The sequence below is a fragment of the Roseomonas chloroacetimidivorans genome, assembly GCF_049629625.1.
In the GTDB taxonomy this organism is placed as follows: Bacteria; Pseudomonadota; Alphaproteobacteria; order Acetobacterales; family Acetobacteraceae; genus Roseomonas; species Roseomonas chloroacetimidivorans.
The window spans coordinates 102,464-123,788 of sequence record NZ_JBNBZS010000017.1 but is presented as its reverse complement, the minus strand read 5'-3'; the positions used below and the strand labels follow the sequence as shown (position 1 = coordinate 123,788).

The window sequence follows — 21,325 nt, the reverse complement described above, 5'->3', positions numbered from 1 at the left end:
TTTTTAAGTGACTGCTTTCGTTGATTTTTTGTCTTGATGCGGCGTTTCCCTTGGGGACGCCAGCCATCCTCAATGGCTCGGGCGTTCGGTGCTAGGTATCCCAACATGCCGTCCCAAATTGCCGGAGGTTGGGCAGCGCTATCCGGATGCCCTGGCTAGCTTGGGCCTGGGAGGTGACCGCCCTGGCGGCTTCGAACAAAATGGCGATCATCGGCCTCCGTTGCCGAATGAGGGTAGCTGGTCCGGGGATTCCTGTATGCCGTGTCCGCGCTTGGGCTATGGCGGTCGCCGCAGCATGTCTGGAACTGACGGCAACGGGAGAGCCCATCTCCCTGGGGTGGGCCGCACGGGAAGCCAGTGACCATGCCGGCCTAGCTTGGAAAATTCCTTCCTGCCTAACTTTGGCTCTGGCTCCACGTCTCTGCCTAGCGGCAGGGTCCTCTGTCGGCCGCATCTGGGCCCGTTGTGCAGCGAGCCGGCGCGCAGAGTAGGGTCCACCGGACAGGACGCTGGATATTACCCCACGCTGCCAGATCCGGTGCGAGCGCTGACAGCTCCGGCCAGTTTGCGCTGCATAAGCGCCAGGATCTGCGTCCGATTCCGCCGCATGCGCTCCAGCGGGCCGCTGACTGCGAGGGCGAGCGGGCGGTGCCCGCCGGGAACGGGAACGGCCATGGCGATCATGGCAGTGTCGGGAACAATGGCCGCCTCGCTCATCGCGTAGCCATCGCGGCGTATGGCAGCCAGTTCGGCCAGGAAAGCCTTGACTGGCACGCGGCCGCTTGCAGGCTCATTCGCGTTCACGCGGCGGAGCAGGGCGGTCACCTCCGCGTCCGGGTGCTGCGCCAGCAGCACCTTGCCCGCAGCAGGCAGCCAGATGGGGCGCCGGGAGCCTGGCTTGATGTAGAAGCGCACGGGCGCGATCGACTGCAGGATGCGGATGTAGTCCACGTAGAGCCCGTGCTGCATGGCTAGAACGATCGTCTCCTCCGTCTCGGCCTGCAGCTCGTCCATGAGGCGAGGGATCGACTCCTCGTCAGAGAACAGGCGATCGAAGATCCAGGTGCCGAGCACGGCGAAGCGGATCGTCGGCTGGTACTCCCGCGATCGCGGCCGGTATTCCAGATAGCCGAGCGTCAGAAGGGACTTCAGCAGGACCGAGGTGGAGGAGAGCGGAAAGTCCAGCGCCTCCGAGACCTCGGACACAGTTGCCGGCGCGTGGCGATGGGCAAAGAACTCGAAGATCTCGAGGACTCGGCCCGCAGATTTCACGACCTTGTCCATTCTGCTCTGCCTTCTTCCGCAGGAGGCGGAGCATAGAACCTGCTCCACATACGTGAAACCCCATCCTCATCCTGCGAAGTCTCGTTGACCCTGCCAGTCGCGATGCCGATCATTCCACCCGAGACGGTCGGGAAAACGCCGCTCGATGGAGGAGATCGTCGTGAGGGAACACGCGGAGCAGGAGATCCTGCACCTGATCAACCGCCTGTTCTTTTTCCTAGATGAGCGGCACTACGCGGATCTCGCCGCGCTCTTTGCACCCGACGGGTGCTGGCACCGGCAGGGGCATGCGCTGCGGGGCAGGGACGCCATCGTTGAGGCCCTGTCCGCGAGATCCGCGACGATGCGCATCTGCCACGTGATCACCAACGGTATGGTTGAGCCAGCGGGCGAGGACCGGGCCGAGGCGCAATGCGTGATGACCGCTTACCGGTACGATAACGGCGCGGTCGTCAACGCGCCGCCGGAGATCGCTGGTCCCGCCGTAATGGCGCGGGTGCGGGCGCGCCTCCTTCACCTGCCCGAGGGCTGGCGGATCGAGAGAATGACGATGGACTACCTGTTCCACTTCGCCGCGCCTGCGGGCGCAGCGGCTTGAACGCCAAGGAGGACGCCATGCAGATCACGCGCAACAACGAGGGGCTGGGCGCCCGCGTCACGGAGATCGACTTGTCTCAGCCGCTTGAGGCGGGTGGATTCCGCACGATCCTGCGCGCGCTCGGCGAGCACGGGGTGCTGTGCTTCCCCGACCAGTCGCTGGAGCCCGTCGAGCTCTCCGCCTTCGGCTCCCGTTTCGGGGAGCTTGAGATCAACGTGGCCAACGCCTTCCATGCGGAGGACCATCCGGAGGTGATGATCCTCTCCAACCTGGTGAAGGACGGCAAGCCCGTCGGGCTGAACGATGCCGGCCAGGGCTGGCACACAGACATGAGCTACAGCCACGATATCGCGCTGGCCAATGTCCTGCATGCCAAGAAGGTGCCGGTGCGCGACGGGCGGCCGCTGGGCGACACGCAGTTCCGCAACATGCACGCCGCTTATGACGATCTTCCCGCCGAGGTGAAGGAGCGGCTGGAAGGCCGCACCGCGATCCACGACTTCAACAAGTTCTGGGAGGTGATGCGCGCTCGCCCGGGATCGGGCCGCAAGCCGCTGACGGAGGAGCAGCGCCGCAAGAAGCCGCCCGTTTCACAGCCGATCTTCCGCGTGCACCCCATCACCGGCCGCCGCGTGCTGTACTGCAACCCCGGTTATGCCGTGCGGATCGAGGGCATGGAGCCGGCGGAGAGCGACGCGATGCTGGAGTATCTGTTCAAGCACCAGTCGCAACCGCAGTACCTCTACTCCCACCGCTGGACGCCGGGCGACGTGCTGATGTGGGACAATATTGGCACCACCCACAATGCCGTCTCCGACTACCGGCCGGACGAGCCGCGGCTGATCCACCGCGTGCAGGTGATGGCGACGCTGGACTACGGCAGGCTCGCAGCCTGATGCGGCTGGTCAGCTTCCGCGCGGGGCCCTCCGCGCCCGTTGAGATCGGGGCGGTGCTGGGGGAGGAGGTGGCGGCGCTGCGGCCTGCCCTTTCCGCCGCCATGGCAGCCGCGGGGGAGGGGGAGGGCGCGGCCTCGCCGGTTCCTTCCGACATGACGGAGTTCCTCGCCCTCGGCGAGCCCGCATTGGTGGCGGCGGCGCGCGCGGCGGCCTTCGCGGCGCGTCCGGATCAGGCGACGATGCGCCGCCCGCTCTCTGCCGTAACGCTGCTCGCGCCCGTGCCTAGGCCGGGGAAGATCCTTGGCGTGGGGCGCAACTATGGTGACCACGCGAAGGAGGTGGGCGGGCCGAAGCAGGATATCCCGCGTATCTTTCTCAAGCCGCCCTCCTCTGTGGACGGGCCGGGCTGCCAAGTGCGGATTCCGCCCGCTGTGACGAAGCCGGACTACGAGGGGGAGCTTGCGGTCGTGATCGGCCGTGCCGCCTCCTGCGTCGCGGAGCCGAACGCGCTGGACTACGTCGCCGGCTACACCGTCTTGAACGACGTGAGCGCGCGCGAATTTCAGTTCGACCTCTCGCCGCCCCAGACCTCCTTCGCCAAGGGCATGGACGGCTTCTGCCCCATGGGGCCCTGGCTGACGACGCCGGAGGAGGCGGGCGAACCCTGGAACATGGATCTGCGGTGCTGGCTGAACGACGAGCTGGTCCAGGAGGGCAACACGCGGGACCTGATCTTCCCCGTCACCACCCTCATCGCGCATCTCAGCCGCTACATGACGCTGATGCCCGGCGACGTGATCGCCACGGGCACGCCGGCGGGATCGGGTGCCTTCCGCACGCCGCCCCGCTGGCTCCGCTCCGGCGACCGGCTGCGGATCGAGGTCGGGCGCGTCGGAGTTCTCGAGCACGGCATTGCCTGACGTCCGGGAGAGGGGAAGTCCATGGAGGTGATCGGGAAGGATCTGCTCTCGCGGCGTGCCCTGCTGGGGGCGGCGGCGGCCGGGCTGGCCGGAGCGGCTGCGGCGCAGGGAACCGCGCGCGCCCCGGGCACGGATTACCCGAACCGGACGGTGCGGGTGATCTGCTCCCTCGCGGCCGGCGGCAATTCGGACATCACGGCACGCCTGATCTCCGGCGCGCTCTCCGCGCAGACCGGGCAGCAATTCGTGGTCGAGAACCGCCCGAGCGGCGGCGGGCTGGTGGCGCTGGAGGCTCTCGCGGCCGCGCCGCCGGATGGCTACACGCTTTTTGTCGGCGCGCTCTCCTCCCATGCGCTGAATGTGGGCCTGTACCGCCGCTTGCCAGTCCACCCCCTGAACGATATCGAGCAGGTCACGGTCAGCAGCATCTCGCCTCTCGCGCTCGCCGTGCGCGCCGGCTTCCCGGCCCGGGACGTGGCGGGCTTCGGGGCAGCACTGCGGGCGCGGGAATGCACCTTTGGCTCCCCCGGCAACGGCACGACGGGCCATATCGCCGCGGCGCTGCTCTGCCAGCAGATCGGCGCCCGGGCGCAGCACGTGCCCTACCGCGGCTCGGCGGCAGCCTTCTCGGACCTTTCGGGCGGACGCATCGACTTCATGGTAGACACGGTCTCCTTTCTCGCGCCGCAGCAGCGGCCGGACGGGCCGCGGGTGCTGATGACCGCGGCGAAGCAGCGCTCGCCCATGATGCCGGAGGTGCCGAGCGCGCCGGAGGCGGGGCTGCCCGACTACGAATCCCAGACCTGGACGCCCTGGTCGGCGCCAAAGGGCACGCCGCCCGCGATTCTGAAATTCCTTTACGAGCAGGTGCAGATCGCCCTGCAGAGGGAGGAGGTGAGGAGCCGGCTGCGCGACCTGGGGAACGACGTCATGCCCGGCATGACGCCAGAGCGGTCCCGCCGCTTCATCGCGCAGGAGATCGAGAAATGGGTTCCCATCGTGCGTGCCTCCGGCGCGGTGGTGGACTGAGCGGGGCGATGCGGCGCCCCGGCACCCGCGCCGCCGAGGGAGGCAGCGATTAGCACCATGCTCTTCGATTTCGACGCCCTGACGAGCGAGCAGTACGGCAAGCTGCTGCGCGCTACCGTCGTGCCCCGGCCGATCGCCTGGGTGACGACGTTGCATGAGGACGGCCACGCCAATGCCGCGCCCTTCTCCTTCTTCAACCTCGTCTGCAGCAGCCCGCCGCTGCTCTGCTTCGGCATCACGGCGCGGGCCGGGGCACATAAGGACACGGGGAATAACATCCGCCGGACCAAGCAGTTCGTGGTGAACCTCGTGCCCTACGCGATGGCGGAGATCATGAACGCGACCTCCGCCGAGGTGGGGCCGGAGGTGGATGAGATGGTGGCCAACGGGCTGACGCCGATGCCGTGCAGCCGCGTCGCGCCGCCGCGCATCGGGGAGAGCCCGGCCTCCCTGGAATGCGAGCTGCATACGGTCATCGAGCCGGGGGAGGAGAGCACGATCGTGATCGGCCGCGTCCTGGCCCTGCACCTGCGCGACGACGCCGTGATGGACGCGGAGCGCTGCTATGTGGACACGCCGGCGCTGGACCTCATCGCCCGGATGCACGGCCGCGGCTGGTACGCGAGTTCCCGCGACATCTTCGAGATCGGGCGGCCGAAGCCGCCGCCCTGAGCAGTGACAAGAAGAAAGGCAAGGAGAGAACGGACATGAAGCGCAGAACCGCCATCATGGCAGGGGGCGGGCTTGCCCTGCTGGGGCTGGCACGCCGGGCCACGGCGCAGGGCGGCTACCCCAATCGCTCCATCCGCCTGGTGGTGGGCTTCGCCGCGGGCGGGCCGACCGACGTGATCGCCCGCATTATCGCCCAGGACATGTCCGGCACGCTCGGCCAGCCCGTGGTGGTGGAGAACCGCACGGGCGCCAACGCGCTGATCGCGACGCAATTCGTGGCGCGCGAGGCGCCGGACGGCTACACGATCCTGCTGGCCACGCTGTCGCACAGTGTCAACGCCATCCTCATGCCGGGCAACAGCTACCGGCCGATCGAAGACTTCACGCCGATCGGGCTGGTGTCGCTGCTGCCGCTGATCGCGGTGACGGGGGCGAATACCCCGTACAAGTCGCTGGGGGATGTGGTGACGGCTGCGAAGGCCTCGCCGGATAGCGTCTCCTACGGCTCCGCCGGCAATGGTGGGTCGGCCCACTTGGCCGCCGCGCTGCTCGCCGCCCGTTCCAGCACGCAGATGACGCATGTGCCCTTCCGCGGCAACGGCCCGGCGCTCAGCGAGGTGATGTCCGGCCGGGTTTCCTTCATGTTCTATCCGATGATCGGGATCCAGGAGTACGTGGCCAAGGGGCAGCTCCGGCCGCTCGCCGTCTCCACTGCGGAGCGCAGCCCGGACTACCCGGACGTGCCGACCATGCGCGAGATCGGCTATCCGGGCTTTGAGGACTACACGCAGGGCCTCGGCCTCGTCGGGCCGGCGCACACCCCTGCGCCGGTCGTGGAGAGGCTGAACGCCGCGCTCCGTGCCTCTCTCGCCAGACCGGCGACGGCGGAGCGGATCCGGGGCCTGGGCGGCATCGTCTCCGTCTCCTCACCTGCGGAGTACGGCGACTTCCTGCGCGAGGACCTGGACCGCTGGAAGCGCGTGATCGAGGCGGCGAAGATTACCGCGCAGGAGTAGCGGCAGGGGGCGCGCGACGATGTCGGGCGCGTGGCCGGCGGCATAGGGCAGCACCATTGCCGCCGACCGCGCCGAGGGCCCCGCGCCGCCGCGGTTCAGATGCCCGTGCGACCCCAGCCTCCAGGAGGGTCGTCACCGGGCGGGCTGCCTTCGGGTCCTCGTGAGGTTCCTCCCCCCCGCCTCCGGTCACGCCGGCGCGCTCAGCAGGGCGTGTCGCCGCGCCGAGAAGCGATCCGCGACCTCCGGGTTCACCAGCCGCGGGGGAAGGCCATGGACGGCGGCCGCGAAGGCCTCTGCCGCCATGCTCGCCACTCGCGCACGGCTTTCGGCCGTCACCCCGGCCGTGTGCGGTGAGGCGAGCACCGCTGGGTGGGCCAGCAGCGGGTGGGAGGCGGGCGGCGGCTCCATCTCCCACACATCGAGGCCCGCACCGCCCAGCCGCCCTTCCTGCAGCGCCGCGAGGAGCGCCGCCTCGTCCAGAATGAAGCCCCGCGCGGTGGTGACGAGAATGGCCCCTGGGCGCATTTGCGCGATCGCCGCGGCGTCGATCATGCCGCGCGTTTCTTCTGTCAGCGGGCAGTGGAGCGAGACGATGTCAGAGGCCACGAGCAGTTCCGGCATCTCCACCTTTGTCGCGCCCCGCGTGGCGATGGTGGCCGTGTCCAGCGCGGGGTCCGCTGCAAGCACCCGGCAGCCGAAGACGTTCAGCAGCTGCGCCATGCGGGTGCCGACATGGCCGAGCCCGACCAGCCCCACGGTGCGGCCGGCCAGCTCCCGGCCCATCAGCGCGTTCCGGTCGCTCACCGTGCCGGCCCGCATCGCCGCCTGCGCCTCCGGCACGCGCTTGAGGAGCAGCAGCATCATGCCCAGCGCGTGCTCGGCTACGCCTTCCGCGTTGCCCCCGGCCTGGTTCACCACGGCGATGCCGGCCGCGGTGCAGGCCTCGGGGTCGATGGTGTCGTAGCCCGCGCCGTAGCTGGCGACGACGAGCAGGTTGGGGAGCCGCGCCAGGAGCGCCGGCGTCACGTGCCAGGGCAGGGGCAACTCGTGCCGCGCCGCCCAGACATAGTAGCCGTGGCACTCCGCGAGCGCGGCGACGATGGCCGCCTCCGGCTGGTCCAGCCCAATGCGGCGGATCTCCAGCTCCGGGTACCGTGCGGCCGTCGTCCGGAAGGATTCGTTCATCGGCCGCTCGAGGTAGCCGACGCGGAAGCGGTGCGGGGTCAAGCGTCTCTCCCTGGGATAATGTCCATTTCTCCTGCGCCCGGTCCCGCGGGCCGGATCATCTCCGGACGCAGGTCTTTCAGGCCGCGCACGCCCAGCAGCGCCATGTCGCGGTCGATCTCCTCGGCCAGCAGGGCCGTGGCGTGGCGCACGCCCGCCTCCCCGCCCACTGCCGCTGCATAGAGGAAGGGCCGCCCGAGCCACACGAAATCCGCGCCCAGCAGCAGGGCCTTCAGCACGTCCGTGCCGCGGCGGATGCCGCCATCCAGCATCACCGTCATCTCCCCGGCGGCGCGCGCGACATCGGGCAGGGCATCCAGGGGGGCGATCGTGCCGTCAAGCTGCCGGCCGCCATGGTTCGAGACGATCACGCCGTCCGCCCCGCAGCCGCGCGCGATGCGGGCGTCCTCGGCGAAGAGGACGCCCTTCACCGCGAGCGGCCCTTTCCAGCGCCGCCGGATCAGCTCCAGGTGCCTCCAGGAGAGCCCGTCGCGGCGGCCGACGGCGCGCACGAGATTCCGCGACAGGACCGGCGGCCCGCGTGTGGCGTCCATGTTCTCGAAATGCGGCATCCCGTGCCGCCAGAGCGTCCGCAGCGCCGTCCCAAGCAGCCAGAACGGGTGCGTGACGCCATCGAGCGCGAGGCGCAGGCTGGGGCGGATCGGGACGGTGAAGCCGTTGCGGTCGTTGTTTTCTCGGTTGGCGGCCACCGGCACGTCGGCCGTCAGCACGAAGGTGCCAAACCCCGCGGCTGCCACCCGGTCCACCAGCGCCTCAATGCGCGCGGGCTCTCCGGGCAGGTAGGCCTGGTACCAGGCATCGGGGTTGGCCTGCTGCACCTCCTCCATCCGGATCAGCGACGAGGCGCTCAGGATGAAGGGAATGCCCGAGGCCGCCGCGGCGCGCGCCAGGACGATGTCGCTGCGATAGGCACAGAGGGCGCCCACCCCCATTGGCGCGATCCCGAAGGGGGCGGCATGGGGCTTCCCGAAGAGGCTCGTCTGCAGCGAGCGCTCGGAAACGTCCCCCAGGACCCGCGGCACGAGGACATGGCCTGCGAAGGACGCGCGGTTCCCGCGCAGGCTCGCGCCCGTTTCCGCACCGCCCGCGATGAACTCGTGCAGCAGGCGCGGCAGGTGCCGTCGGGATGCGTGCTCGAAATCGTCGAGCGCGAGGACGTGGCGCAATCCAGGTTCCCGGGGCGGGATGGGCCGGGTGCGCGAGACCTCCAGCGACGGTGCGTCGGGCGCCGAGGTGACTTCCGCCGCTTGGCTCATGCTGGTCGTGCCATCCGATCGCCGTCCTGCACCGCTACCTCCCGTGAACGTTGCGGCCGATCGTCGCGAAGGGACCAGTCGGGGTCAATCTTTGCCTTGTTGTTCTTGGAGGCTTTCACATTTGTGGACCGAATACAGCTCTGCAGGCTTCCGGCTGTGTGATTCTCAGATCGTCGTGGACGCGACGAACGCCATCGACTTTCCCCCTTTACGCCGCGAAGCCCGAGAGGGCTCACCTCCACCGAAGTTGCCGGGCGTTCGGGTGGTCAATGCCTTCGCTGGCGGCCGCGCCTTGGCGGCGGCCGACTAGGCTAGGAACTTGCTGACGTAAATCTGACGGGCGCGATCCATGTGCGCGACTGACAGGTGCTCAAGTGCGGCGCGGTCCTGAGCGTGCAGGGCGCGCACCATCGCAGCATGTTCATCGCAGGCCAGCAGGAGCGCGCCCGCGTCCGCCGCGCCGTAGGCCCGGGCGGGGAAGCTCAACCAATCGTGCAGCCGGATGGACTCCGCAAGGTAGACGTTATCGCAAAGCCCGTAGAGCTCGCGATGGAAGGTCATATTCGTGCGGTGGATCTGGATGAGGTCGCGGCTCTCAGCTGCCCTCGCATGACCAGCAAGTGCCTGCTCCACCAGCGCCAGTCGCTCGGCCGGTACGGGAAAGGCGATCGCATGCACTGCCGCCCGGTGCAGTACAGCCCGCATGTCGTAGAGCTTGGCCAGGTCGGCCCGGTCGAAGCGCCGCAGCTCCGCGCCCCGGTGTCGCGGCTTTACCACGACGCCCAGCCGCTGCAACTCGTGCAGCGCGGCGCGGACGACATGCCTCTTGGCACCATAATCCTCCATGAGGTGGTCCTCGATCAATCGGGTGCGCGGCAGGATACGGCTGCGGATGATATCGACTTCGATGGCGGCGATCACGGCCGCCACCTGGTCGGGCAGGGCCGGATCATCCTGCCACCGGGTGGGGCGGGGGGAAGGCATGGGTTCGGCGATCGGTTCCATGCGTTATTGATAATCCCATTGGCTTCATTGGCGCCATCGACTGCCTTTCCAGCCCGCCTGGAAGGGCGCAGATCACCCGAAGAAAGCTGAGGGAAGCGCCGCATGGATGCCCTGCCACCCGCCTTCCGCGGGGAGGAGATCACCAGCATCGACCCGGCCAGCGGCGAAGCTGTCGGTAAGGTTCATGCCACCAGCGTGGCTGAACTGGACATGATGGTGGCGCGCGGCTGGCACGCCTTCCACAACTCCGGTTGGAAGTCGCTGCTGCCACACCGCCGCGCGCTGGTGCTCCAGGCAATCGCGGACGGGCTGGCGGCAGAGAAAGAGGATCTCGCCCGGCTGCAGATGCGGGACAACGGAAAGCCTCTCGCCGAGTGCCGCGGCATGGTCGAGTCCGCGATCGGCACCTTCCGCTACTATGCCGGCGCCTGCGAGACGCTGCAGACAGACGTGACCCCGCAGCGCGGCGAGTACGTCTCCTTCACCGTGCTGGAGCCCTTTGGCGTGGTCGCCTGCATCACGCCCTGGAACTCGCCCATCATGAACGACGCCACGAAGGTGGCGCCGGCTCTGGCAGCGGGAAATGCCGTTCTGCTCAAGCCATCCGAGGATTCACCGCTCCTGGCGCCGGAGTTGGCGCGCATCGCGCTCAGGGCCGGGCTGCCCGAGGGCCTGCTGCAGGTGGTGCAGGGCCGCGGCGCTGAGATCGGGGCGGCCCTCGTCGCCCATCCCGGCGTCCGCATGATCTCCTTCACGGGCGGTACTGCGACCGGGCGCGCGATCGGCCGCGTGGCGGGGGGCCGGCTCGTGCCGGTCGCGCTGGAGCTGGGCGGCAAGTCTCCACATGTCGTCTTCGCCGATGCCGACATGGACCATGCGGTCGCGGCCGTGGTGGCCGGCATCTTCGGCTCAGCGGGGCAGTCCTGCGTGGCAGGCTCTCGCCTCTTTATCGAAGCGCCGATCTATCACGAGGTGCTGCGGTGCGTGGTGGAGCGCGCCAAGGCGCTGCGTGTCGCGGCGCCGGATGCCCCCGGCGTGGAGATGGGCCCACTGGCTTCCTTCCATCACCGCGACCGCGTCATCCGCTTCGTGGACCGCGCACGGGAGGAGGGCGGCCGCATCCTCTGCGGCGGAGCAGTGCCGGAGGGCGAGGCTTATGCCAGGGGCGCCTACTATCTGCCGACGGTGATCGAAGGCGTGCCCGCCACCTCGCTCACATGCCAGGAGGAGGCCTTCGGGCCCGTACTGGTGGCTATTCCTTTCCAGGATGAGGCCGACCTCATCGCGCAGGCCAACGGTACGGCCTTCGGCCTCGCCTGCGGCATCTGGACGGAGAGCTTCAAGCGAGCCTGGCGCGTCGGCCGCGCGCTGGATGCGGGGTCAGTCTGGATCAACACCTACAAGCAGTCGGTCACAGCCACGCCTTTCGGTGGGTTCAAAGACAGCGGTATCGGCCGCGAGAAGGGCATCGATGGCCTTCGCCTCTATGCCCAGGTGAAGAGCATGTATTTCGGCCTACACGAGCAGCCCATGTCGGTGGCGAGGTAAGATCCATGGCGAAGAACGACAGTGCATCCGTCCCGGTCAAGGGTGGCCGTTTCATGGTGATCGGCGGCGCGAGCCTCGTTGGTTCCGCCACCACGGAGGAGCTGCTGGCGCGCGGCGCGGCGGAGGTGCGCCTTTTCGACAACTTCTCATTCGGATCCGGCGAAGCCATCGCGCATCTGCGCGACGATCCCCGGGTGAAGGTGGTGCAGGGCGACATCCTGAAGCTGCACCAGCTTCTTGCCGCGACAGAGGAACTGGACGGGGTAATCCACCTCGCCGCCTTCATGACGCTGTCCATGGACCGTGACCCCTGGGCGGGGATCGATGTGAATGTGCGCGGTGCGCAGAACGTGATCGAGGCCTGTCGTGCGAACAGGATACGCAAGCTCGTCTTCGCGTCCTCCAACGCCGTGTACGGCTACGGGCCCGGTGTGAAGGGCGACCTGGTCGAGGAAACGCCCTTTCACGCCGCGGGCGCACCGGCGGCCGCCATCCTCTACGGTGCCAGCAAGATCATGGGGGAGCAGCTCTGCCGCGACGCTTACCGGAGGCATGGGCTGAACTATGTAGTGCTTCGCTACTCTACAGTGTACGGAGAGCGGCAGCACTACCGGGCCGCGAACGCACTCTACATTGTCGAGACGCATGACGCTATCAAGCGCGGCGAACGGCCCAAGGTCATCGGGGACGGCTCTGAGACGAAGCATTTCGTTTACGTGGGCGATCTTGCGCGCGCAAACTGCATGGCGTTGGAATCGGCGACCACCGACGTGGCGGTGAACACTTCGGGCCCGAAGCCGGTAACGACACTGGATCTGGTCACCCTGGTGGCGGAACTGTCCGGGCGGCCGGACCTGAAGCCGGAGCTGGTGGAGCCTGATCCGGGCAAGGTGCGCCTGACATCCGGCGGAGCTTTCCGCATCGACCACAGCGCAGCAAAGGACGCAATCGGCTGGGTGCCGGAAGTGGACATGCGCGAGGGGCTGCGGCGGCTGCTCGCTTGGCGCGACAGGGCCGTTGCCCAGGCGGCTGAGTAAGGCCGGGTGAGGGCGGTGCGCGGGGGAACCTGAGCAGAGAATGACGGCGCGGACGGGCCACACCCCGCCCGCCAAGACCCGCGCCCGCCGGGACTCAAGGCCGGGCAGGAAACGAGGAGGGAAAGTCGTGAGAAGGATCCAACGTCGCGTGCTGGGCGCGCTGGCGGGCACGTCCCTGCTCGCCTTGGGGCGGGAAGGGGCGCGGGCGCAGGGAAGCTATCCCGCGCGCCCCGTGCGGTTCGTCGTTCCCTATCCCGCGGGCGGCGCTACGGACGTCATCGCCCGCATGCTTGGGGAACGGTTGTCCACGCAGTGGGGGCAGCCCGTGGTGGTGGAGAACCGCGCGGGCGCCGGCGCCACGGTGGGCGCCGAGGCTGTCGCGCGCTCGGAGCCAGATGGCTACACGCTATTCGAGACCACTTCCGCCCACACCATCAGCGCGAGCCTTTACCGGCGGCTCTCCTACGACCCGATCCGCGATTTCACGGCGATCACACTGACGGCGACCGTGCCGCTGGTTCTCGTCGTGTCCAAGAGCGTGCCAGCGGCGGATCTGCGGAGCTTCATCGCCTGGGCGAAAGAACAACCACGCGGCATCACCGTTGGGTCCACCGGTAACGGCACGGCGCAGCACCTGACGGCGGAGCTGTTCAAGGGCCGCACGGAGATCACGGCGGAGCACATTCCCTATCGTGGTGACGCGCCCTTAATTACGGACCTGCTCTCAGGGCTGGTCAACTGCTCCTTCGCGACACTGTCGGCCGTGCTGCCCTACATCAAATCCGGCGAACTGAAGGCGCTTGCGCTGGCCCATTCACGGCGGATGGATGCGGTGCGCGACGTGCCGACCTTCACCGAGGCGGGAATGGAGGATTTCGAGGCGGCAACCTGGTTCGGCACCTTCGCGCCCGCGGGGCTGAGGCCGGAGCTTCGCGAGCGTATTGCCCGGGACATCGCTGCCATCGTGGCGGAGCCGGCCATGACACAGCGCTTGGTGGAGATGGGCGGCGAGGTAAACAACCTGGGGCCCGCGGAGTTCGACGCCTTCATCAAGCGGGAAACGGCACGCTGGGCCGAGGCCGTCCGCCTTTCCGGAGCGCAGGTCAACTGATGGAGGCTTCCTTGGACACAGCGGTTGCGGACGCGATCAGCGAGGCGGTGCTGGAGCGCTGCGGTGCCATCCCGGTCAGCACTTGGTCAGATGCGCTGGACGGCATGGGCATCCAGGGCGTGATGGAGGGGCTGGAGTTGCGCAGCGGCAATGGCCGGATCTGCGGCCCCGCCGTTACGGCGCGCCAAATTCCCGGGCGGCTGGGCGAGTTCGCGAAGGCGGAGTTCGCCGTGGGGCGGCTCGTCTCGGCAGCCACCGCAGGAACGGTGCTGGTAGTGGATGTGGGGGGGCAGCCGATCTCCACCCTGGGCGGGCTCGCGGCCTACGGGACGCAAAAGCAGGGCGCGGCGGGCGTGGTGATCGACGGCGCCTGCCGCGACGTGGACGAGATCCGCGCGACGGGCCTGTGGCTGGCCAGTCGCTGGGTCGCGCCCACCACGGGCAAGGGACGCCTCCGGCTGCTGCCGATCGGCGTCACTGTGACCGCGGGCGGCGTCACCGTCTCGCAGGGCGATCTCATCGTCGGAGATGAGACAGGGATCGTGGTGGTGCCGCGCGCGGTGCTGGAGGAGGCTCTGGCCAGGGCGGAGCGGATCATGGCGGTGGACGCTGAGGTGGAGCGCCGCCTGCACGCCGGCGAGACCTTCGCGGCCGCAGGCGCTGCCACCGGCTACCTGCCACCGCCAAAGGACTGACGGGGATGCGCGTAGGATGCGGCGTTCTCCAACTCGCGCCGATCGGGCCGCTGGCGGACCGAATGCTGCGCGAGGAACTAGGCGCCGTGCGGCTGTGGGAGGAGGACGCCCCGTCCTGGATCGGCCGCCATGGAGCGGGCGTGTCCATGGTGGCGACCTCCAACCGGCACGGCTGCGACGCCGCTCTTATGGCTGCGCTGCCGGGGCTGTGCGTCATCAGCAGCTGGGGCGTCGGCTTCGAAACCATCGATGTGGAAACGGCACGGGCCCGCGGCATCCAGGTGAGCAACACGCCCGACGTGCTGGATGATTGCGTGGCGGATCTCGCCTGGGGGCTGCTGATAGCCACGGCCCGGCGGATCAGCGCGGCTGACCGCTACGTCAGGGACGGGCGGTGGCGCCGGCTCGGGGAATTTCCACTGAGCAGACGCGTTTCGGGCAAGCGCCTGGGCATTCTCGGCCTGGGGCGAATCGGCAGCGCGGTCGCGCGGCGCGGGAGCGGTTTCTCGATGGAGGTCCGCTATCACGGCCGGGCGCCGAAACCAGTGCCCTACGGCTTCGAGCCCTCGCTACACATGCTCGCCGAGTGGTGCGACTTCCTGGTCGTCGCCTGCGGAGGCGGGGCGGAGACGCACCACCTCGTCTCCGCCGCGGTGCTCGACGCGCTGGGGCCCGAGGGCATCCTCATCAATGTCGGCCGCGGCTCAGTGGTCGATCAGGCGGCGATGATTCGAGCGCTGGACGAGACTCGGCTCGGCGGGGCCGGGCTGGACGTGCTGGAAGGCGAGCCCGGCGCGCCCGCGGCGCTGCGCGCATTGGATAATGTGGTGCTGACGCCACATGTTGGCAGCGCCACGGCCGATACGCGGGCTGCGATGGAGCGGCTGGTCGTGGACAACCTCCGGGCCTTTCTTCGTACGGGCCGCGTGCTGACGCCGGTGCGCCCGTGAACGCGGTGGCCGAGAATTTGATTGAGGAGCTGGCCCAGGCGGTCGGGCGCGACCACGTTATCACCGACGAGGCGGGACAGGCGCCTTATCTCACGGACTGGCGCGGGCTGGTGCGGGGGCGGGCGCGGGCAGTGGTCCGGCCGGGCGGCACGGAGGAGGTTTCGGCCGTGCTCCGCGTCTGCGCGCGGCACGGCGCACCCGTGGTGCCCCAGGGCGGCAACACCGGGCAGGTAGCCGGCGGCGTGCCCGATGCGCGCGGCGACGCGGTGGTGCTCTCGCTGGGCCGCATGCGGCGTGTGCGGGCCATCGACACGGACAACGACACCATCACTGTGGAGGCCGGCTGCGTGCTGCAGGCGGTACAGGAGGCGGCGCGTACCGCCGGCCGCCTCTTCCCCCTCTCCCTCGGCGCAGAGGGAAGCTGCGCCATCGGCGGCAACCTGGCCAGCAACGCGGGCGGCACGCAGGTGCTGCGCTACGGCAACGCGCGCGAGCTGACACTGGGGCTAGAGGTGGTGCTGGCGGATGGCGAGATCTGGCACGGGCTGCGCGGGCTGCGGAAGGACAACTCCGGCTATGACCTGCGTGACCTCTTCATTGGCAGCGAGGGCACGCTCGGCATCATCACCGCAGCGACGCTGAAGCTCTTTCCACTGCCGGCGGCGCGCTGCACGGCGCTGGCCGCGCTCGAATCCGTCGATGACGCCGCGCACTTCCTGGCGCGGTGCCGAACCGGACTCCAGTCGGGGCTGACCGCCTTCGAGTTGATCTCGGGCGCCTGCCTGCGGTTGGCCGCAGCGGCCTACCCGCAGATCCAGATTCCGTTTCCCGTGCTGGATGCGCCCTGGTACGTGCTGGTGGAGCTGAGCGACGGCGAAGGTGAGGAGGCTGCGCTCCGGCGATTTGAGCTTGTGCTCGAGGGGGCCGTGGGGGCCGGCGAGCTCGCCGACGCCTTAATTGCCCGGAGCGTCGCCCAAGCCCGCGCGCTGTGGCAGTTGCGCGAAAGCATCACCCTCGCGCTCGCCGAAGACGGCAAATGCGTGAAGCACGACGTGTCCCTGCCCGTATCCGCCGTGCCCGACTTTGTGGGGCGCGCAGACGCGCTGTTGCAGCGGCACCACCCCGGCGTGCGGATCTTCACCTTCGGCCATCTTGGCGACGGCAACCTGCACTACAACGTCGCACGCCCTGCTGGGGCGCAGAACGCCGTGCTGGATGCCATGCAGCCCGGACTGTCCCGCCTGGTGCACGACCTCGTGCACGAGCTCGGCGGATCGATCAGCGCGGAGCAGGGAATCGGCCGTATCAGGACGGACGACATGCGCCGGTACAAGCAGCCTGTCGAACTACGGATGATGCGCGCGATCAAGGCGGCGCTCGACCCCGCCGGCCTGCTCAACCCTGGCGTGCTGCTGCCGTGAGCCGTCACGAGACCCAAGAACATAGAGGAGTCGTCTTCGCCATGCTGCCTCGTCCTTCACGCCGACAGGCCCTTGCCGCTCTCGGCCTGCTTCCGCTGGGCCGGCCGGCCCTGGCGCAATCCGCGCGCTGGCCGGAGCGCCCGGTCGAGATCGTGGTCGGCTTCTCGGCCGGCGGCGGAACGGACATCACTGCCCGCACCTTCGCGCGCTTTCTGGAGAAGGAGATCGGCGGCGCCGTGGTGGTGAACAACCGGCCGGGCGCTTCGGGCGAAATCGCGCTGGCCGCTGTGGCACGGGGGCGGCCGGACGGCCATACCCTGGGCATCACCAATATGCCGGGGCTGGTGACGCTGCCGATAGAGCGCCGCACACCGCAGTTCGCCCTCAACGATTTCGAGTATGTGGCCAACCTCGTCTCGGACCCTTCCGCCTTCAGCGTCCTCGCCGATGGCCCCATCCGGAGTCTTGAGGATCTGGTGGCGCGGGCGAAGAGACAGCCAGAGACCATCACCTTCGGCTCCACCGGCGTGGGGACGGATGACCACCTTGCCATGGTCCTGTTCCAGGAGGCTGCGGGCGTACGGCTGGTCCATGTACCTTTCCCTGGCGCTGGGCCGATGCGCACGGCGATCCTGGGTCGGCAGGTGGATGTGGCGGGGCTGAATGTTGGTGAAGTCGCCAGCGCGCCGAGCGGCCTGCGGATGATCGTGCAGGGCGCGGCGCGGCGCTCCCCTTTTGCACCGGAGGTACCGACACTGCGCGAGGTGGGGCTCGACGTGACCATGGGTTCCGAGCGCGGTATCGTCACCTCCACGGGAACGCCGCCGGAGGTGGTGGCGCGGCTGCGGGAGGCAGCGGGCAAGGTGGCGCGGGACCCGGAGTTCCAGCGCCAGGCCCAGGCACAGTTCACGGAGATGGACTATCTCGATGGCCCGGCCTGGCGCGCCCGGCTCGCGGCGGCTGACCGGCGATTCCGTGAGCTTTGGCAGGTGAGACCTTGGTCCGAGACGTGACAGCGCACTTTTCCGCGGACCGATCATTCGAACCGGCGGGCTGTTCGGTCGCTCGGCAGAGCCGGAGGAAACCAGAGGGCTAAGATCGGCGGGAAGGGGCTGCTTCGAAATGATAGTTCAAGGCTCCGAGCGTTCCTTCGCGATCATCTGCGTTCGGGGCCAGCGGCAACGTCCATCACTGTCATGGATGGGTACAAAGTCATGCGGGCGGCGAGTTCACCCAGAACCGCTGGGACAAGGTGATCAACAGAGATCATGCTGGGAAGTGGAACCATCAGATTCCGGACGAGGTAACCCGCACACACGTCAAGTGACGGCGCCTATCTGCCAAGGCACGAACTCGTTGTCGCCGTAGCCGAAATCTTCACTCAGCGTCTTATGGCCAGAGGCGACCGCTATGATACGATCAAAGATACGCTGGCCAGCGTCCTCAATGCTCTCATCGCCGGTAATGATGCCCCCGCAATTGATATCCATGTCCTCGTCCATGTGCTGATACATTTCGCTGTTGGTGGCGATCTTGATGCACGGTGCCGGCTTGAATCCCGATACTGATCCGCGGCCTGTGGTGAAGCAGATAACGTTGCAACCGCCAGCCACCTGCCCGGTAACGGCGACCGGATCGTAGCCTGGCGTGTCCATGAACACGAGGCCGGAGTGATCAATCGGTTCCGCGTACTCATACACGGCTTCCAGCGGCATGGAGCCGCCCTTGGCTACCGCACCGAGCGACTTTTCCAGGATGGTCGTGAGGCCACCCGCCTTGTTGCCGTGGGACGGGTTGTTGTTCAACTCCGCCCCGTTCTTTGCGGTATAGTCTCGCCACCACTCGATCCGTTCGAGCAGCTTGCGTGCGACCTCTGGACTGATGGCGCGTCGCGTCAGCAGATGTTCAGCGCCGTAGATCTCGGGGGTCTCGCTCAACACCGCCGTGCCGCCATGCCGCACGAGCAGGTCTGCTGCATGGCCGAGTGCGGGATTGGCGGAAATGCCCGAGTAACCGTCTGAACCGCCGCATTGCAAGGCAAGCTTCAGCTTCGAAAGTGGCTGGGTCGTACGCTGCACGGCGTTCACCTCGGGCAGCATGGCGCGAATAATCTCGGTGGCTGCCTCGATGGTGCGGCGTGTGCCGCCTTCACTCTGTATCGTCATCATCCGGAGATACGGACCTTCTTGCAGCCCGTGCTGCTCGAGGATCGGCCCAATCTGATTCGTCTCGCAACCCAGGCCAATCATCAGGACCGCCGCAAAATTCGGATTGCGGGCGTAGCCAGCCAGTGTGCGGGTCAGATAAGCGTAGCCCTCTGTCTTCGTGCTAAGCGCACAGCCCCCGCCATGGGTAAGAGCCACTATGCCATCTACATTGCCGAAGCGGGCTAGCTCGCCGCTCCGGCTGAGGCGATCCGCAGTCGCACGGGCAGCAGTTGCGGAGCAGTTTACCGAGGTGATGATGCCGATGTAGTTGCGGGTGCCTACCTGGTCGTCTGGCCGCGCGTAGCCCTCGAAGGTGCGGCGCTCAGCATAGGGGAGGAGGGGCGTCGGCCGGGCGTCGGCGCAGAAATCGTGTTCCAATACACCCTCGCGCATCTCCATGTTATGCAGATGGACGTGCTCGCCAGCCGCTATGGCCCGCGTGGCGTAGCCGATAATCTGGCCGTATTTGCGCACGGCCCCGCCGGCAGAAACAGCCAGAACGGCAACCTTGTGTCCCCGCGGCACCTCTGTTCGTGCTCGCAGTCCTGCCCGGCCGAGGTCAGCACCGGGCTCCAGGCGTGCCCGGACGACGGCGACGTTGTCCTTGGAGTGAAGGCAGATCAAGGGTGAGGCAGGTGCCATGTCGAGCATTAAGGGACTCCCTGAAACAGTCTCCTGCGGCGCGAGGAACACGCGCGGCGACGGATGCTGTGCTTGACGCCCTGGCGCAACAGCGCCGTTCGCAGATGCTGCCCGCGTGCACCAAGCTCTTTTCGCGCCAGATAGTCCTCTGCGGCCATGAGAAGTGGGTCAAGTGGCGGCGCGTTGAGATGCACGCCTGGCACCCGCCACCGTCACGACAGCATGCGGGTATCCCCATCGACGCTGATGGCCTGACCCGAAATGGTGCGGGCTCGTGGGCTGCACAGGAACAGGATCTGGTCCGCCAGCTGCTGCGGCGTGACGTACTCCTTGATCGAGGTGAAGGAGAAGGCGAGCGCCTCCATTTCCTTGTAGCTGATCCCTCGCTGCTGCGCCTTAGCCTCCAGCACGCGGCGTTGCCGGTCGCCCGCGACAAGGCCCGGAAGGATGGCGTTCACGCGAATTCCGGCATCCCCCAGCTCGATTGCCAGCGATTTGGTCAGCCCTATGACGCCCCATTTTGCTGCTGCATAGGGCGTGCGCATGGCGAAGCCGAACTTTCCGGCCGCCGAGGATAAGTTGACGATCGAGGCGTTCCCACTTCGGCGCAAATGGGGAACCGCTAGCCGAACGCAGTTGAACTGGCTGGTCAGGCACACATCAAGGCACCGATCCCAATCTTCGATTGCGATCTCCTCCACCCGCCCGGTTGGACCGGCGATGCCTGCATTGTTCACGAGAACGTCCAGGCCGCCCATGCGCTCCGTCGCCTGGGCAAAGAGCGATGCGACCTGCGCCCGATCAGCCACGTCGGCTACCATGCGGCCAATGGCGGGGTTCAGTGTACTCAGCCCCTCGGTGTCGAGGTCGCAGGTGAAGACCTGCGCGCCCTCCGACAGGAAGGCCTCCACTACGGTCCTGCCGATGCCATTGGCCCCGGCAGTGACCAACACGCGCAGCCCGGTGATGCCCAGATCCATGGCGTTCTCCTCCCTCTCCGGCTTCTACTTGGGCGGTAACCCGCCGCGTCCCAGGATAAAATCCCGCGCATTGCCGATGTCTTCTGCGATGGCTGCCCGCGCGGTGGCGCCGTCGCCCTCACGGATGGCCCGCACTGCCTTGGCGTGGAAGCCCACCGCTCCGCCATTGGCCAGGCGCTCTGGATTGGCGCGTAGATCCAGGTTCAGAACTGGGCCGATCTTCAGCCACATCCGGTCGATCAACTCCTCAAGCACTGGCAGGCCAGCAGCGGAGTAGATGGCGAAATGGAGGGCCTGGTTCAGAGCCACGGCACGTCCGGGCTCGGCACCAGGTCGTAGCGCCTCGGCCCTGAAGGCCGCTTCCGCCGCCTCAATCCCCGCCAACTGCATTGTTGTGCGCCGTTCCGCCGCGCGTTGGGCGGCGAAACCCTCCACTTCGATCCGCACATCGGAAATCTGCTGCAGCATAGGGGCGGTCATCAGCGGCACCTGCACAACCCGATTGGGCGCCACCTCCAGCGCTCCATCCGCAACAAGCCGGTGCACCGCTTCCCGCACCGGCATCACGGAGACGCCGAGTGCCTGTCCCACGGCCCTGAGCGACAGGCGCTCGCCGGGCGCGACCCGGCCGGAGACCAGCAGATTGCGCAGATGCGCATGCACCGTGACGGCAAGGGTGCGGTGCTCGATCTGGGGCAGGTCGGCCAGGGCGGCGGCGCTCTTGGACATTCGGACTGGACAAACCGTTTTAGACTGGGCCAGCATGACTGTGATCACAGATTACGGCAAGCGCCGAAGCGCCGGGCGGGGTCT

General features: G+C 68.0%; 20 protein-coding genes. 13 read left to right on the top strand and 7 right to left on the bottom strand.

Annotation, left to right across the window (positions count from 1 at the left end):
* Positions 1 to 516: 516 nt before the first annotated feature.
* Positions 517 to 1,284 (bottom strand): IclR family transcriptional regulator, encoded by a 768-nt coding sequence (locus ACO1BU_RS14980; protein WP_424136765.1) that lies wholly within the window; start codon positions 1,282 to 1,284, stop codon positions 517 to 519.
* 145 nt (positions 1,285 to 1,429) lie between these two features.
* Between ACO1BU_RS14980 and ACO1BU_RS14975 the strand changes: the two genes are divergently transcribed.
* Genes ACO1BU_RS14975 through ACO1BU_RS14950 form a run of 6 tightly spaced genes read left to right on the top strand, consistent with a single transcriptional unit; the run spans position 1,430 to position 6,415 of the window.
* Positions 1,430 to 1,882, top strand: a complete 453-nt coding sequence (locus ACO1BU_RS14975) for a nuclear transport factor 2 family protein (RefSeq protein ID WP_424136764.1) — start codon at positions 1,430 to 1,432, stop codon at positions 1,880 to 1,882.
* A gap of 17 nt (positions 1,883 to 1,899) precedes the next feature.
* Positions 1,900 to 2,778: a TauD/TfdA dioxygenase family protein gene (locus tag ACO1BU_RS14970; RefSeq protein ID WP_424136763.1), complete on the top strand. Its 879-nt coding sequence runs from the start codon at positions 1,900 to 1,902 to the stop codon at positions 2,776 to 2,778.
* Positions 2,778 to 3,698 carry a fumarylacetoacetate hydrolase family protein gene (locus tag ACO1BU_RS14965; protein WP_424136762.1) on the top strand — a complete coding sequence of 307 codons (921 nt, stop codon included), beginning with the start codon at positions 2,778 to 2,780 and terminating at the stop codon, positions 3,696 to 3,698. Before ACO1BU_RS14970 ends, ACO1BU_RS14965 begins: the two co-directional genes overlap by 1 nt.
* 21 nt (positions 3,699 to 3,719) lie before the next feature.
* A complete protein-coding gene (locus ACO1BU_RS14960) occupies positions 3,720 to 4,727 on the top strand; it encodes a Bug family tripartite tricarboxylate transporter substrate binding protein (protein WP_424136761.1) in 1,008 nt (335 codons plus the stop codon).
* A 57-nt stretch (positions 4,728 to 4,784) separates the two neighbouring features.
* On the top strand, positions 4,785 to 5,399 hold the full coding sequence (locus tag ACO1BU_RS14955; protein ID WP_424136760.1) for a flavin reductase family protein: 615 nt from the start codon (positions 4,785 to 4,787) through the stop codon (positions 5,397 to 5,399).
* Positions 5,400 to 5,434: 35 nt separating this feature from the next.
* Positions 5,435 to 6,415, top strand: a complete 981-nt coding sequence (locus ACO1BU_RS14950) for a tripartite tricarboxylate transporter substrate binding protein (RefSeq protein ID WP_424136759.1) — start codon at positions 5,435 to 5,437, stop codon at positions 6,413 to 6,415.
* 186 nt (positions 6,416 to 6,601) lie between these two features.
* Here the strand turns inward: ACO1BU_RS14950 and ACO1BU_RS14945 are convergent, their stop codons facing one another.
* From ACO1BU_RS14945 to ACO1BU_RS14935, 3 genes are all read right to left on the bottom strand, one after another.
* A complete protein-coding gene (locus ACO1BU_RS14945; protein WP_424136758.1) occupies positions 6,602 to 7,642 on the bottom strand; it encodes an NAD(P)-dependent oxidoreductase in 1,041 nt (346 codons plus the stop codon).
* Entirely contained in the window at positions 7,639 to 8,916 is a 1,278-nt protein-coding gene (locus ACO1BU_RS14940) for an alpha-hydroxy acid oxidase (RefSeq protein WP_424136757.1), read from the bottom strand. Before ACO1BU_RS14940 ends, ACO1BU_RS14945 begins: the two co-directional genes overlap by 4 nt.
* Before the next feature lie 306 nt (positions 8,917 to 9,222).
* Positions 9,223 to 9,921, bottom strand: coding sequence for a GntR family transcriptional regulator (locus ACO1BU_RS14935; RefSeq protein ID WP_424136756.1), 699 nt, complete (start codon positions 9,919 to 9,921; stop codon positions 9,223 to 9,225).
* A 102-nt stretch (positions 9,922 to 10,023) separates the two neighbouring features.
* On the opposite strand from ACO1BU_RS14935, the gene ACO1BU_RS14930 reads away from it, so the two are divergent.
* The 7 genes from ACO1BU_RS14930 (at position 10,024) to ACO1BU_RS14900 (ending at position 17,696) form a co-directional block, all read left to right on the top strand.
* Complete coding sequence (locus ACO1BU_RS14930) at positions 10,024 to 11,469, top strand: aldehyde dehydrogenase (protein ID WP_424136755.1); 1,446 nt, start codon at positions 10,024 to 10,026, stop codon at positions 11,467 to 11,469.
* Positions 11,470 to 11,474: 5 nt separating this feature from the next.
* Complete coding sequence (locus ACO1BU_RS14925; RefSeq protein ID WP_424136754.1) at positions 11,475 to 12,506, top strand: NAD-dependent epimerase/dehydratase family protein; 1,032 nt, start codon at positions 11,475 to 11,477, stop codon at positions 12,504 to 12,506.
* Between the two features lie 127 nt (positions 12,507 to 12,633).
* Positions 12,634 to 13,617, top strand: a complete 984-nt coding sequence (locus ACO1BU_RS14920) for a Bug family tripartite tricarboxylate transporter substrate binding protein (RefSeq protein WP_424136753.1) — start codon at positions 12,634 to 12,636, stop codon at positions 13,615 to 13,617.
* Positions 13,618 to 13,628: 11 nt separating this feature from the next.
* Positions 13,629 to 14,312, top strand: coding sequence for an RraA family protein (locus tag ACO1BU_RS14915; protein ID WP_424136752.1), 684 nt, complete (start codon positions 13,629 to 13,631; stop codon positions 14,310 to 14,312).
* Positions 14,313 to 14,317: 5 nt separating this feature from the next.
* Entirely contained in the window at positions 14,318 to 15,262 is a 945-nt protein-coding gene (locus tag ACO1BU_RS14910; protein WP_424136751.1) for a 2-hydroxyacid dehydrogenase, read from the top strand.
* Complete coding sequence (locus tag ACO1BU_RS14905) at positions 15,259 to 16,683, top strand: FAD-binding oxidoreductase (protein ID WP_424136750.1); 1,425 nt, start codon at positions 15,259 to 15,261, stop codon at positions 16,681 to 16,683. The genes ACO1BU_RS14910 and ACO1BU_RS14905 overlap by 4 nt, the downstream gene beginning before the upstream one ends.
* 41 nt (positions 16,684 to 16,724) lie before the next feature.
* A complete protein-coding gene (locus ACO1BU_RS14900; protein WP_424136749.1) occupies positions 16,725 to 17,696 on the top strand; it encodes a tripartite tricarboxylate transporter substrate binding protein in 972 nt (323 codons plus the stop codon).
* Between the two features lie 306 nt (positions 17,697 to 18,002).
* Here the strand turns inward: ACO1BU_RS14900 and ACO1BU_RS14895 are convergent, their stop codons facing one another.
* From ACO1BU_RS14895 to ACO1BU_RS14885, 3 genes are all read right to left on the bottom strand, one after another.
* Positions 18,003 to 19,541 (bottom strand): UxaA family hydrolase, encoded by a 1,539-nt coding sequence (locus ACO1BU_RS14895; protein WP_424136748.1) that lies wholly within the window; start codon positions 19,539 to 19,541, stop codon positions 18,003 to 18,005.
* Between the two features lie 203 nt (positions 19,542 to 19,744).
* A complete protein-coding gene (locus ACO1BU_RS14890; protein WP_424136747.1) occupies positions 19,745 to 20,512 on the bottom strand; it encodes an SDR family oxidoreductase in 768 nt (255 codons plus the stop codon).
* 24 nt (positions 20,513 to 20,536) lie between these two features.
* Positions 20,537 to 21,241 carry a GntR family transcriptional regulator gene (locus ACO1BU_RS14885; RefSeq protein ID WP_424136746.1) on the bottom strand — a complete coding sequence of 235 codons (705 nt, stop codon included), beginning with the start codon at positions 21,239 to 21,241 and terminating at the stop codon, positions 20,537 to 20,539.
* Positions 21,242 to 21,325 lie beyond the last annotated feature (84 nt).

What these genes read in the sequence shown, in the direction of transcription:
- ACO1BU_RS14980 (WP_424136765.1), bottom strand. Translation starts at nt 1,284, where the DNA reads ATGGACAAGGTCGTGAAATCTGCGGGCCGAGTCCTCGAGATCTTCGAG.
- ACO1BU_RS14975 (WP_424136764.1), top strand. Translation starts at nt 1,430, where the DNA reads ATGGAGGAGATCGTCGTGAGGGAACACGCGGAGCAGGAGATCCTGCAC.
- ACO1BU_RS14970 (WP_424136763.1), top strand. Translation starts at nt 1,900, where the DNA reads ATGCAGATCACGCGCAACAACGAGGGGCTGGGCGCCCGCGTCACGGAG.
- ACO1BU_RS14965 (WP_424136762.1), top strand. Translation starts at nt 2,778, where the DNA reads ATGCGGCTGGTCAGCTTCCGCGCGGGGCCCTCCGCGCCCGTTGAGATC.
- ACO1BU_RS14960 (WP_424136761.1), top strand. Translation starts at nt 3,720, where the DNA reads ATGGAGGTGATCGGGAAGGATCTGCTCTCGCGGCGTGCCCTGCTGGGG.
- ACO1BU_RS14955 (WP_424136760.1), top strand. Translation starts at nt 4,785, where the DNA reads ATGCTCTTCGATTTCGACGCCCTGACGAGCGAGCAGTACGGCAAGCTG.
- ACO1BU_RS14950 (WP_424136759.1), top strand. Translation starts at nt 5,435, where the DNA reads ATGAAGCGCAGAACCGCCATCATGGCAGGGGGCGGGCTTGCCCTGCTG.
- ACO1BU_RS14940 (WP_424136757.1), bottom strand. Translation starts at nt 8,916, where the DNA reads ATGAGCCAAGCGGCGGAAGTCACCTCGGCGCCCGACGCACCGTCGCTG.
- ACO1BU_RS14935 (WP_424136756.1), bottom strand. Translation starts at nt 9,921, where the DNA reads ATGGAACCGATCGCCGAACCCATGCCTTCCCCCCGCCCCACCCGGTGG.
- ACO1BU_RS14930 (WP_424136755.1), top strand. Translation starts at nt 10,024, where the DNA reads ATGGATGCCCTGCCACCCGCCTTCCGCGGGGAGGAGATCACCAGCATC.
- ACO1BU_RS14925 (WP_424136754.1), top strand. Translation starts at nt 11,475, where the DNA reads ATGGCGAAGAACGACAGTGCATCCGTCCCGGTCAAGGGTGGCCGTTTC.
- ACO1BU_RS14910 (WP_424136751.1), top strand. Translation starts at nt 14,318, where the DNA reads ATGCGCGTAGGATGCGGCGTTCTCCAACTCGCGCCGATCGGGCCGCTG.
- ACO1BU_RS14900 (WP_424136749.1), top strand. Translation starts at nt 16,725, where the DNA reads ATGCTGCCTCGTCCTTCACGCCGACAGGCCCTTGCCGCTCTCGGCCTG.
- ACO1BU_RS14895 (WP_424136748.1), bottom strand. Translation starts at nt 19,541, where the DNA reads ATGCTCGACATGGCACCTGCCTCACCCTTGATCTGCCTTCACTCCAAG.
- ACO1BU_RS14890 (WP_424136747.1), bottom strand. Translation starts at nt 20,512, where the DNA reads ATGGATCTGGGCATCACCGGGCTGCGCGTGTTGGTCACTGCCGGGGCC.
- ACO1BU_RS14885 (WP_424136746.1), bottom strand. Translation starts at nt 21,241, where the DNA reads ATGTCCAAGAGCGCCGCCGCCCTGGCCGACCTGCCCCAGATCGAGCAC.